Below are 12,043 nucleotides of genomic sequence, written 5' to 3'. Positions count from 1 at the left end.
ATGAGTTCAAGAACCAGCTAATAGAAGATACACTCAAAACCTTTGAAATTACTCGATCCCTAAGTCACAAAGGATGCCCTTATGACAATGCTGTAGCAGAGGCAACTTTTAAGATTATAAAGACCGAATTTGTACATAACCAAACGTTTTCAAATCTATATGAATTAAAGTATAAGTTGGCAGACTACGTGAATTGGTTTAACAATCACCGGATTCATTCATCTCTGGGATATCTAGCCCCACGAGAATACCGGATGATTACCCTTAAAAAAGTTGTCTAGATAACTTTTGACAATCCAAACTGTTTTAGCAAGATGCATGGTTGAAAAGCTCTATGATTGTTTGTCTGTTTTGGATAAAACTGAACTAAAATTAATAAAATTATTGTTTTTTGTTGGTTATTCTGAAAGAGAGCTCTCAAAAATTACGGGTATACCCCGAAAAACAATCAGTTATCAAAAGCGTCGAATACTAAAAAAATTGAAAAAGCTATTAAATTGATAAAATAAATTGCCCACCCCCCTTACTTTTTCGGCTAAGTAGTGAGGGGGTTTTTCTATCCCTAAATTTGCTCTTTGGCAACTAAATATCCTTATCTCAAATACTTTCCGTTTATGGCCTCGAAAAGGAAAGCAACTTAATAGATATCGCTGTGACCTCTGAAAATTTTTATGTGAGCGATTTGCATTGTGTTTAAACAAACCAATTGGCACGGTTTGATTGCCATTACCCATAAACGATATAATCATACTTCTGTCTTGAACGCATCACCGCATTGGGCAGCTACCTCAGAACGGGGTGGAGATGCTGGAGCACTTGTGAAAAATGGTGTTTTGGCACTATGACACTGTTGCCGACAGTGGTTTAAGATAAGCTCCGTTATCGGGGACAGGAATAATAAGACACTTCTTGCAAAAAGATGCTGTAGGCAAAGGATCGTTCACTCGGCAGGATATTTTCCCTCTGCAAGTTGCTGTCCACCATAATAATTGTGGCGGCATCATCATCAAGATTACGGACGATGACGGGCATGGTTTCAAGTCCTGCCAGTTCACTTGCCCTATGCCTGCGGTGCCCTGCCACAAGCTCATAGACGGTTGATTGAAAAGGTGATGGTATTTGATGGGAAGTTTTTAGTGGAGTTTAAGTCTGGAGTTGAAAAAGAAGTTGCATTGAACTAATAAATGAGTTCTATTGCGAATGATGTGAAACCCTTCCTTTTTGTCAATTTGCCTTGAATAATATTGTAAGAAAAAGTATAATTTTTATTGAAAAAGAATTTTTATACTTTTTTGGAAAATATTTTACAGATTAAAAAGAAACCCATAAGCAAAATGTAACCATTATGCCTGGCATTCAAATTGGACACGGTGCCATTATTTCTGCCAACGCAACAGTAGTGAAAAATGTTGAGCCGTATGCAATATACGGTGGGAATCCGGCTAAATTAATTAAAAAAAGATTTACTGATGAGATGGTTGAATTCTTGCTTAAGCTTCAATGGTGGAACTGGGACGAAGAGGAAATATTTCATAATCTTGAAAAACTTACATCAGAGTGCGGACTTGTGCAGTTTATGAATCAGTCTCTGGACAAGGGGCCTTTTTATCATGGTTCAAAAGCAGATTTGAAGGCGGGGGAATTATTGGAACCTGGCTATGGCTCTAATTATGGAGAGGGGAAAAAAGCAAACTACGTTTACCTGACTGGGACATTGGATGCAGCTATATGGGGAGCTGAACTTGCGGTGGGGGACGGACGAGGTCGAATTTATATTGTGGAGCCTTTAGGTGCCTTCGAGAATGATCCTAATTTAACGGATAAAAAATTCCCGGGAAATCCTACCAGATCCTATCGCAGCAAGTCATCACTAAGAATAGTGGGGGAAGTTTTGGATTGGGAGGAACATGCCCCAGAGGTGCTCCAAAATATGTTAAATAACCTTGAGGAGCTAAAGCGACAAGGCATAGAAGCAATCAATGACTAATCATAGGGTAGTCGATGATATTGTGCACAGATTGTCGGATGGATAAATGCAACCTTTGATATATTGATGAAGAAAGGAGGTTATTTGATGGATTCTATAAGTTATATGAATCGTGCAATGTCATACATTGAAGACCACTTAACTGAGGAAATTGATTATAGTGAGATTTCAAGAATTGCTTACTGTTCAGAGTATCATTTTAAGCGTATGTTTTCTTTTTTATCAGGTATCAGTTTGTCAGAATATATTCGAAGAAGAAGACTAACACTTGCTGCCCCTGATTTAAAAGATCGGGATTTGAGAATAATGGATGTTGCTGTAAAGTATGGTTATAGCTCGGCCGATTCATTCACCCGTGCTTTTCATTCTGTGCATGGTATTCTCCCTTCTGAGGCAAGAAATGAGAATATTCAACTAAAAGCTTATCCTAAAATGACCTTTCAATTATCAATTAAAGGAGGCTGTGAAATGAATTATCGCATTGTTGAGAGAGAAAACTTTAATTTGGTGGGTTTTAAAAAGAGAGTTCCAATTGTTTTTCAGGGGGTTAATCCTGAGATTGCAAAAATGACTGAACTTTTGACCCCAGATGTTATAAAACAATTGAAGTCAATTTCCAATGTAGAACCAATTGGTATAATTAGTGCATCAACGAATTTTTCAGAAGAAAGAATGGAAGAAACGAGTGAGCTGGATCATTACATTGGGGTAGCAACATCCACAAATGAAATTGCAGAGTTTGATATATTAGAAATTGATGCCGGTACTTGGGCAGTATTTGAATCCATTGGGCCATTCCCTGAAACACTTCAAAATGTGTGGGGCAGGATATACTCAGAGTGGTTCCCGTCATCAGGATATGAGGCGGTTAAAGGTCCGGAAATTTTGTGGAATGAAAGTCCAGACACATTAAACCCCAAATATAGAAGTGAAATATGGATACCAGTGAAGAAAAAAGATAGTGAAATGTAGGAATCATTTTGATGGAGGGCACTTCCTGTAAGGAGGTGCCTTTATCGTAGGTGAGGATAACATCAAGGTGCTTTCAAAACCACAGGAAGCGCAGACTAGGGCGGCGGGATGCATAAGGAATTTCGACAGCAGTTTTTACTGCTTGATTGAAGTTCGATGCACCCACCGTACTTTGGTATGCCATTTTTAGGCACTGGAGTCGGTGGACATCGTGTCTGTCGGCTCCTTTTGTTTTCCTGCCGCCACCATCCAGGCGGGAAAGGCAGGGGATTTTATGAAATTTCGCAAGACAAGACAGGAAGAACGTGAGGTATACAGATACTCAGAGGGTAGGCTTTGTGATTTTTTACAGATGTTTCAGGTACCTTTCAAAAAAAGTAGTAAAATGACTAAATTGACATTTATAAGGTCTAATCAGATTCATTTATTGAAATCATACGGATATTCGTATATAATATATTGTGTCTTTTTATATCCACACGGAGGTGAAGTAGTTGAGCAGTTTGCAGGGATATATCTCAGCGCGGGAAGCGTCATACAAATGGGGCGTATCAGAACGGCGCGTGCATCAATACTGCCAAGCTGGGCGCATTCCGGGGGTTTCCCGTTTTGGTCGCTCATGGGCCATTCCCGCCGATGCCCAAAAGCCTTCTGACCCACGAAAAGAACAAACCGGAAGGAAGTGATCGCTATGCCGCGTATTGCTATCTGTGACGACCAGCCGAGAGAGCTGGATATCATCACCGAATACATAAAAGAATACATGGACATCCATCCATGGGAAGCGGAGATTCAGAAATTTTCGCACCCGGATAAATTGCTGATCGCGATTGAGTCTGAGCGCTTTCACCTTTACATACTTGACATTGTCATGCCCATGGTGAGCGGTTTGGAATTGGGCAAAGAAATACGCCGTCTTGATCGCGAGGCGCAAATTATCTATGCCACCACCGAGCCACAGTTTGCGCTGCAAGCATATGCGGCAAGCCCTATTAATTATCTTATTAAGCCCCTTTCAAAGCAGCAGCTATTTGATACGCTGACCCTCGCCATTTCTAAAGCAGACCTTGCGGAAGATCAGACCTTTGCTGTCAAGACCGCAGAGAGCTTGCGGGTGATAAAGCTGGCTGAGATTATCTGCTGTGAATACCGCAATCACGCGGTTGCTTTCAGCTTAACAAACGGCGAGGAAGTATCCAGCCGAACTTTTCGCGAGAATTTTTCAGAATACTGTGCATCTATTTTGAAGGACAGGCACTTTCTACAATGCCACACCTCGTTCATAATTAACCTACGCCGGGTGGAGTGTTTCGCCAAAGATAGTTTCACGTTATATGGCGGTAAGATTGTTCCTATTGCGGCAAAGCAATACCCTGTGGTAAGAGATGCCTATATGGACTACCTGATGGCAAAGGAGGTATGCAAATGAGTGAATATTTTCCGGACATTCTGCGGGCGGCGATTTCCACCACTGCCAATGTCCTGCTGATGATGACGCTTTTGCAGCCGAAATACTCCAAAAAGATCACACTGCTGACGATGCTGGGCATTCTCGCCGCCGATTTAGGTACGGCGGTTTATTGCTATCTCAGTGGAAACCTGACCCTGCTTTCAAAGCTGGATATTGTTCTGTTCGTGGTACTTTGCTTTGCGGTGCGGCCTCTGTTCAAAGATACCTTTATGCAGTGGTTGTTTTCCTATCTTACCGTTCAAAATATCAGCGACGCTGTCATTATCCTCAGCTTTGTCGGCTCAAGACATCTGCCTTACCCCCATTATGCCAATTCGTTGCTGCGCGTGATTCTCTTCGGCGTTTTTCTGCTGGTTTTGGCCCGTTATGTGCGTCCGCTGTACCGGCAGGCGGTGGAGCATTGGACGGCGTATTTCGCCGTTGCTCTGGGACTTTACATCACATTCAACTACTATGTATTGTCCGCCGATGACATTGTTGTGATGCTGACGGAGCAGGCCATACCGCTGCTTCTGGTGATTTTCATCGGGCTTGCTGCCTACGGCTCCATTATTATTTCGCTTAAAAACCTTCAGCGGGAATTCCGGGTCAAGGAGGAAAACCAAAGGATGCAGGCGGAGCGGGAATATCTGCAACTGGCCGCAGGCAACATGTCGCAACGGCTGGAGCTTATGGAGGAGGTATCGTCGCAAAACAGCCGCGCCGCCCATGACCGCCGCCACTTTAACAATGTGCTTCAGGAACTTTTGGAGCAAGGGAAGACCAGTGAGGCCACCGCTTTACTGCAAAGTCAAAATCAAATGACGCTAAAAATCAGCAGGGTCTACTGCGAAAATTCCGCTGTCAACGCCGCCGTCTGCCACTATGCAGGTCTTGCTGAGCAGGCGGTAATTCCCACAGAGATTGAACTGGATATTCCCAGAGAACTGACTGTAGATTCTCTGGAGCTTTCCATGGTGGTTTCAAATCTGATGGAAAACGCAATTCACGCCTGCGGGAAGCTGCCTGAAAATCGCACTTCCTATCTCAGATTTACCTGCCGAAGCGTGGGTAGGCTCTTGCTGGAGATGGAAAACCCATGTACGCAGGATACCGTATTGGATGAAAGTGGTTATCCTATTGCCAGCGAAGAAGGCCACGGCTTCGGTAGCCGGAGCGTCGTTGCTTTTGCAAAAAAATATGACGGCGAACTTCTATACAAAATAGAAAATGGTGTCTTTCGGGTACGCATTCTGGTTTAAGAATACGACACAGTTTGTTTGTCAAGAGCCAATTTAATTGAATATCAGTTTTTTAAGTGTAAAAATGAGTCTTTTAAGTGTAAAGGCTCATTTTTTCTTTTTCTCATGGTAATTTCAGAGCAGTAATTTACAAAATATCATAGAGTTATTGGAGGTAAGGAACATGAAAAAGAGAGTTTTATCTGTATTACTGGCATCCAGCATGGCTATTTCTTTGGCGCTGTTTACAAGCGGCTGTGGGCAAAAAAGCAGTGCCGCTGCTTTGTGGGAGGCTGGAAGTATAAGAAACAAGATTGTTGTCATAAGCGATATTCACATCGGAATTGACGACCAATATGCTGAAACGGTAAAAAACCGCCCGCTGTTAATTGAATTTTTGCAAAAGCTGCAACGCACAAAGGATGTGCGGGAACTGGTGATTGATGGCGATTTTCTGGACGAATGGTTTTTACCGGTGGATTATTCCAGCTACACCGATGTTCAACAGTTTTACAAGGATGTCATCGCAAACAATCAGGGTGTTATTGATGAACTGAACAAGGTGGCCGACAGCGGAATCAAACTTGTCTACATACCCGGAAATCATGACATGACGCAGGAAAATGATATTTTACAGGAGGCCATTCCAAAAATCGTACAGATCAGAGATGCCAAAGGGCTGGGAACCTATTACACAGGTGACCGCAACGAAATTGTAATCGAGCACGGCCACCGTTACGATGTATTTTCAGCGCCGGACACGGTTACCAATGCGGAGTTGGTGGGAAATAGCGATACCATTCTGCCAGCCGGTTATTTCTACGCTCGTTATGCTGCGACTTGGGTATTAGAGGGTCGCCCCAAGGTGGAAAAGAACTTGCCGGTGGTGACAAATGTGCCGGACAAATCCGACATAGACCAGTATGGGGCTTTTATGTATTACTACATTCTCAAAAGCGTATCCGAGCGTATGACGCCGAACGAGGGCCTTGACGAGAAAATATTCGATATGCATATGGCAGGCTTTGATGATGCCTACACCTATCTGGACTTCTATCCTGCGCAACAGGCGGACGGAACCATTTCCGCGCCTGTGCTGTTTAAGAATATTCAGCGTACGTGGGACGAGCGTCAGAAAGCCAATCAGGTCAAGGTTCCCAACAGCTTCCTTGAGGCGGTCGCAGGAACTGTGGACTGGGAGTATTATTTCAGACAGGCAAAGGCGCAGCATCTGGAAAATCTGGATGAAAACGTGGATGTAGTTGTGTTTGGTCATACGCATGCACCCTCATATCGTGCCATGGACAACGGAAAATACTATATAAATGACGGAACCTGGATTGACCATAACACCGACTATCCGGATACCACCCGTACATTTGCTGTTATTACCACCGGAGATAAGACCACCGCCGGACTGTATATGTATGAGGAGGATGGCTCTGTGACCGATATTGCCGCAAGCGTCAGCGGAGACAGGGGTCAAGCTGCACCTGCAACAAATTCTTTGGAAAATGCATCATTTGATTATAAAGCAGTTGAAAACTACGGAGATGATGATACACAGGCACGTTATGTGGAAGTGAGCGGCTTAACAGACACTACGGTGCAGGAAAAACTGAATCAGGCACTCAAGGAGTTTTGCCTTGCACCGATTTCTTCTGCCGAAAAAGATACCAATTACGATATTATGCCTGTCTTTGAAATGGTAGGCGGCGATTTGTTGAGCATCAGGACATACAATACCGCTTACACCCCAGGAGCGGCCTACCCTGTAAGTTCCATACGGACACAGCTTTTTAGCTTGACTACGGGTGATAAGGATGCAGGGAATCTTTGGGATTTCATAAAGGACAAGGATGCGTTCAAGCAGTTGGTACTTGACGGCAAATTCGGTTTTGCACCGGCGGGCGTTGAAGGGGAAATTCCCAAAGAGCTCAAAACGGCGGTGTATCAAAAACTTGCACAAAACATTGACGCTCCTGAATTTGCAACGAAATTTTACTTTGGTGACGGAGGGAATCTGAATGTATGGTGCGAGGGCGATAACCACGTAACCGGGGACTATTGGTTATTTGATATTCCTGTCATAGAGCTGGAAGGACTTGCAACAAATCAATTACTCTCTATTATTGAAAATCTGAAGAATCTCAGCAATTAAATGCGGGGATGCAGAAGTGAAAATAAGCGGCATTCCGAAGTATTCGGAGAGCCGCTGTATCCTCGCCGGAAGGAGCGTGATATTATGGAAAATCGTCGGCGCAGGCAGGAGGATACGTCCTTTTCTGCCCCCAATGCGGAAGGCAATGTGTGGCCAAAACAAGTTTGTCCGGCTTTTGAGCCGAGGGCCGATACACCGGAGGGCTTACAGCAGTGCTGGTACTGCCGTTATGCTGACTTTCATCTGGATAAGCCACGTGCGCTGGATGTTGGTGTATGTTACTGGCCGGAAAAAATATCAAAATAGGAGGGTGCGATAAAGTGAGAAAAAGAATTTTATGCTTTTAGCTCTCGGTGTGCATGGTTCTGACCATGTTGCCGTTTTCGGCTATGGCGGAAGAAGCAGACACTTCAATCGGTGCGAGGGAAGAAATCGTCGCTTTTGCACCGCTTGCCGAAACAGAAAAATTGGTACCCACCGGAACATCCATTGAGGATTTGGAGCTTCCTGAAACCCTGACCGCAACGGTGCGTACAGCCATAACAGCGGACAGCGGTGTATCGGAGGAACCTGTGCAGGATTCAGGGAACCCGGACGAGGGTTCTATGTCCGGAAACTTGACGGTTGCCACCACCGGTTCTACTATAGAAGCAGAAGCAAACGAGCAGCAGGAACCCCCTACTATGGAATGGGAAGAAGCCACCGTTGATATTCCGGTTACATGGATAGTTGAGCCGGAATATGACGGAAATGAAAACGGCGATTATGTATTTACGCCGGTGATTGAAGGTTATACCGTAAGTGCTGCCATGCCGGAGGTCATCGTGACGGTGGCTATATCATTGCGCCCCTAGCAATTATAGATGTGGCAAAGAAGGTACATGACTTTCTAACGGTAGGTGCAGCGGCATCCTTGCAGGAAGCGGCAGTCACAGGATTATACTTTGGGGATAAGTATTATGAAAAGCTTCGGGTGTATATACGGCAAAGAAGAATCTGTTTATGAAAGGCTTGGATGAATTAGGAATTATTCATACAAACCCCAAAGGGGAATATTATGTTTTGCTGGATATTTCAGAGTTTGGATTCGAGAGTGATTTGGAGTTTTGTGAAGTATTGGCGGAGAAAGTAGGCGTAGGGGCTGTCCCGGGTTCCAGTTTTTTCAAAGAAAATGCAAACCATTTGGTGCGATTGCATTTTGCAAAAAAAGAGGATACGCTGAATGAAGCTTTAAATAGATCATCTGATTTGCGCAAAAAAAATACCATCTAGGAAGCACAAATCTTAAGGCATAAATTGGATTCATTTTAAAGTGATTCCCATTAGCAATCAAAAAGACACGGTTCTCACAGGGAAGAGCCGTGTCTTTTCTATTTATAGATTTAAAAGCCGCATCAAAAACCTTATAAAAAGGAAGTAATCATCCTTTTTGTATCTTCCATACGGGGTTCAATTGGTATAAATTCAGGTCCAAGATAACATCTTAAAAACGGATTTAGATAATATAGTTATCTCCCGGTTGATAAGAAGCCATTAATTCCGCAATGGTAATTCCGTCTAAATATTCGGAAATCAGTTTATCTAACCCTTGCCACATGGATAGGGTACGGCAATCATGCACACGGGTGCACTGCTCAGATTTTTCATTCAAGCAAGCAACAGGAGCAAGGCTTCCCTCTGTTAGGCGCAAAATACTACCCACGGTATAGGCATCGGGGGTTTTGCTTAGGCGATAACCGCCACCTTTTCCTCTTTGACCGATTAAAAATTTTTCGCGTACCAATGATTTTAGAATAATCTCCAAATATTTTTCGGAGATTTCCTGCCGTTGCGCAATTTCCTTTAAAGGAACGTAATCTCCCGGGTGTTCTGCTAAGTCTATCATGACACGTAATGCATATCTTCCTTTTGTTGAAATCATCATAAAAAATCCCTCCAAGCTTAAACCTATTATATAATAGGGTAAATAGGAAAGCAAACAAATTATTTATGAAAAAAACCTAATTCCTATTGACAAATAAGAAAAGAAAGTATAATATACCAATAAACCTACTAAGTTTATAGGATAAATGAAAACGTTGCCCTATAAGGTGTAATGAAAATTTTATAAGGTGACATGATAATAATGAGAGAGATTATGAATGGAGGAATTTATTATGGGTAAAATTTACATTTCTGCGGATCAATTGGTTGGAAGAACACCATTACTGGAACTGACTCGTATTGAAAAAGAATATGGTCTTGAAGCAAAAATTCTTGGGAAATTAGAATACTTCAATCCCGCAGGTTCAGTAAAGGATAGGATTGCGAAAAGCATGCTGGATGATGCAGAGCAAAAAGGAATTTTAAAGCCGGATTCTGTGATTATAGAGCCCACTTCGGGAAACACAGGCATTGGTTTGGCGGCAATCGCTGCGGCGAAAGGTTACAAAATTATTATTGTTATGCCGGAAACCATGAGTGTGGAGCGTCGCCAATTAATGAAGGCATATGGTGCGGAGTTGATTTTGACTGATGGAGCCAAAGGCATGAAAGGTGCCATTGCCAAGGCAGAAGAGTTGTCTCAGGAAATCCCCAATAGTTTTGTTCCCGGGCAGTTTGTAAACCCAGCTAACCCCGCAGTTCATGAGGCTACAACAGGTCCGGAAATTTGGGAAGACACTGACGGAATTGTGGATATCTTTGTAGCAGGCGTTGGTACAGGTGGAACTGTTACAGGGGTAGGCTCCTATTTAAAAGGAAAGAATGCTGATATTAAGGTGGTTGCTGTAGAACCCGCCGCTTCTCCCGTATTAAGTAAAGGTACCCCAGGTGTTCACAAAATTCAGGGTATTGGCGCGGGATTCGTTCCTGATGTTTTGAATACAGAAATTTATGATGAAATAATTGCTGTTGAAAATGAGGATGCCTTTGCAACAGGAAAGCAAATTGGTCGTTCTGAGGGTGTTTTGGTTGGTATTTCTTCAGGAGCCGCTTTATGGGCAGCGATTCAGCTGGCGAAGCGTCCTGAAAACAAAGGAAAGACGATTGTTGCATTGTTGCCTGACACAGGAGAGCGTTATCTTTCCACACCGATGTTTGCGGACTAATGGAAAAAATTTGATTTAAAATTTTTTATTTAGGAGGAAAGGCTATGATGTGCATTCGCTCCAGGTTTCGTAAAGAAAAACGTATTTTTGTCAAGTCCTCCTTCTTGTTTTTCCTATTTATTAAGGGAATTATTTATTCACAGCAGGACTTGTAGCCTGCTGTTTTTTATTGCAATAAATATTGAGGCAGGTAGTATACAGAAAAAATAATAAAGGATTATGGTGGATTCCAGAGGAGTTGCAATAACGAATAAAACAAAGAGAGTACTAAGTTGAACGTATGTGTTTTATTTTTTAGTAGCCGATTGACAAGGTAGAAACAGCATGGTACTATAACCGATAAACATAGTATGAAAATGGAACGGATGGGAGGTTTCAAAATGCAGAATCAAGATAAAAGTAAACCATTTGGATTTGCCACAAGGGCAGTTCATGCTGGGAATGATATAAATCAGGATAGTGGAGCGATTAAAAGGCCGATTACAATGGCAAACAGCTATGCACTTTCCTAATGATTATAAGAATGTAATTTCCCCAGCATAGCGAGAACACAAACAGAAAATATAGATACTGTTGCTATACCAGCCACTATTTTTGAGAAGTAACCATATGCAATACATGCGATTATTATTTCAACAAAAAGAATGAACAGCGCCCTTTTTCTCATTTGTAGCATTCTGTTTTCAGAGACAGGATGGTTTGGATGAACTACCGGTGCAATTTTGTATACAATAAAAATACTAATTGCTAAAATAAACCCCAGTATTGGGGGAAACTCAATTATCAATGGGTATGTAAAAATACATAAATAAGAAAGCAAAATGGACGATAAAATGCATTTTAAATGAGAGGATGCATGCATCCCTCCAAGATGAATACGCAATGGTGTAAAAAATAGCATCCAGAGAATCATTTCAAAGGTTTTGTGAAACAGCAATGCGGTGATGATTAGCAATAAGTCTGAAAACAGCTCATTTAGCATACATTCTGCGCCATAGGCATAAATTTCATAGTCGTCCCGGCTTGCTCCATTTTCCACGAGCCAATTTGCCCATGTGTTTGCAAATTTAATAATCATGATAGCACTCTCCTTACAAAATGGTGTCTAAAAAAGTTTTTCTTACATCCTCAAGGTGGGTATTG

General features: G+C 42.5%; 15 protein-coding genes and 2 pseudogenes. 14 read left to right on the top strand and 3 right to left on the bottom strand.

Annotated elements, in window-relative coordinates:
• Positions 1-281, top strand: a 281-nt coding sequence (locus tag CLNEO_RS15100; RefSeq protein ID WP_157723616.1) for an IS3 family transposase, incomplete at its 5' end; no start/stop codon positions are given.
• A 37-nt stretch (positions 282-318) separates the two neighbouring features.
• Entirely contained in the window at positions 319-501 is a 183-nt protein-coding gene (locus tag CLNEO_RS16825; protein ID WP_066091109.1) for a sigma factor-like helix-turn-helix DNA-binding protein, read from the top strand.
• Between the two features lie 396 nt (positions 502-897).
• Here the strand turns inward: CLNEO_RS16825 and CLNEO_RS15545 are convergent.
• A pseudogene (locus tag CLNEO_RS15545) lies at positions 898-1,092 on the bottom strand (ParB N-terminal domain-containing protein); the annotation flags it as partial.
• Positions 1,093-1,330: 238 nt separating this feature from the next.
• Here CLNEO_RS15545 and CLNEO_RS16820 point away from each other — a divergent pair.
• From CLNEO_RS16820 to CLNEO_RS16575, 10 genes and pseudogenes are all read left to right on the top strand, one after another.
• Positions 1,331-1,555: pseudogene (locus CLNEO_RS16820) on the top strand (acetyltransferase); the annotation flags it as partial.
• A 21-nt stretch (positions 1,556-1,576) separates the two neighbouring features.
• On the top strand, positions 1,577-1,987 hold the full coding sequence (arr, locus tag CLNEO_RS15090; protein WP_066091112.1) for an NAD(+)--rifampin ADP-ribosyltransferase: 411 nt from the start codon (positions 1,577-1,579) through the stop codon (positions 1,985-1,987).
• A gap of 87 nt (positions 1,988-2,074) precedes the next feature.
• Positions 2,075-2,959, top strand: a complete 885-nt coding sequence (locus tag CLNEO_RS15085) for an AraC family transcriptional regulator (RefSeq protein ID WP_066091106.1) — start codon at positions 2,075-2,077, stop codon at positions 2,957-2,959.
• A gap of 691 nt (positions 2,960-3,650) precedes the next feature.
• Positions 3,651-4,388, top strand: coding sequence for a LytR/AlgR family response regulator transcription factor (locus CLNEO_RS15075; RefSeq protein ID WP_066091100.1), 738 nt, complete (start codon positions 3,651-3,653; stop codon positions 4,386-4,388).
• Positions 4,385-5,671 (top strand): GHKL domain-containing protein, encoded by a 1,287-nt coding sequence (locus CLNEO_RS15070; protein ID WP_066091097.1) that lies wholly within the window; start codon positions 4,385-4,387, stop codon positions 5,669-5,671. The genes CLNEO_RS15075 and CLNEO_RS15070 overlap by 4 nt, the downstream gene beginning before the upstream one ends.
• Before the next feature lie 163 nt (positions 5,672-5,834).
• On the top strand, positions 5,835-7,811 hold the full coding sequence (locus tag CLNEO_RS15065) for a metallophosphoesterase (protein ID WP_066091094.1): 1,977 nt from the start codon (positions 5,835-5,837) through the stop codon (positions 7,809-7,811).
• Positions 7,812-7,895: 84 nt separating this feature from the next.
• Complete coding sequence (locus tag CLNEO_RS15060; RefSeq protein ID WP_066091091.1) at positions 7,896-8,117, top strand: hypothetical protein; 222 nt, start codon at positions 7,896-7,898, stop codon at positions 8,115-8,117.
• Positions 8,118-8,170: 53 nt separating this feature from the next.
• Positions 8,171-8,665 carry a hypothetical protein gene (locus CLNEO_RS15055; RefSeq protein WP_066091089.1) on the top strand — a complete coding sequence of 165 codons (495 nt, stop codon included), beginning with the start codon at positions 8,171-8,173 and terminating at the stop codon, positions 8,663-8,665.
• 11 nt (positions 8,666-8,676) lie between these two features.
• Complete coding sequence (locus CLNEO_RS16580; protein ID WP_330382616.1) at positions 8,677-8,817, top strand: hypothetical protein; 141 nt, start codon at positions 8,677-8,679, stop codon at positions 8,815-8,817.
• Positions 8,814-9,083 (top strand): aminotransferase class I/II-fold pyridoxal phosphate-dependent enzyme, encoded by a 270-nt coding sequence (locus CLNEO_RS16575; RefSeq protein ID WP_066091086.1) that lies wholly within the window; start codon positions 8,814-8,816, stop codon positions 9,081-9,083. Before CLNEO_RS16580 ends, CLNEO_RS16575 begins: the two co-directional genes overlap by 4 nt.
• 223 nt (positions 9,084-9,306) lie before the next feature.
• Here the strand turns inward: CLNEO_RS16575 and CLNEO_RS15045 are convergent, their stop codons facing one another.
• The gene (locus CLNEO_RS15045) at positions 9,307-9,735 is read right to left on the bottom strand and encodes an RrF2 family transcriptional regulator (protein WP_066091082.1); all 429 of its coding nucleotides are present in this window, start codon (positions 9,733-9,735) and stop codon (positions 9,307-9,309) included.
• A gap of 232 nt (positions 9,736-9,967) precedes the next feature.
• On the opposite strand from CLNEO_RS15045, the gene cysK reads away from it, so the two are divergent.
• Positions 9,968-10,900: a cysteine synthase A gene (gene cysK, locus CLNEO_RS15040; RefSeq protein WP_066091079.1), complete on the top strand. Its 933-nt coding sequence runs from the start codon at positions 9,968-9,970 to the stop codon at positions 10,898-10,900.
• Between the two features lie 380 nt (positions 10,901-11,280).
• Complete coding sequence (locus CLNEO_RS16455; protein WP_278276632.1) at positions 11,281-11,412, top strand: hypothetical protein; 132 nt, start codon at positions 11,281-11,283, stop codon at positions 11,410-11,412.
• Here CLNEO_RS16455 and CLNEO_RS15035 read toward each other — a convergent pair.
• Positions 11,409-11,978, bottom strand: coding sequence for an accessory gene regulator B family protein (locus CLNEO_RS15035; protein ID WP_066091076.1), 570 nt, complete (start codon positions 11,976-11,978; stop codon positions 11,409-11,411). The genes CLNEO_RS16455 and CLNEO_RS15035 overlap by 4 nt on opposite strands.
• Positions 11,979-12,043 lie beyond the last annotated feature (65 nt).

It is taken from the genome of Anaerotignum neopropionicum (assembly GCF_001571775.1).
In the GTDB taxonomy this organism is placed as follows: domain Bacteria; phylum Bacillota; class Clostridia; order Lachnospirales; family Anaerotignaceae; genus Chakrabartyella; species Chakrabartyella neopropionicum.
This window is presented reverse-complemented; position numbering and strand designations above follow the sequence as displayed.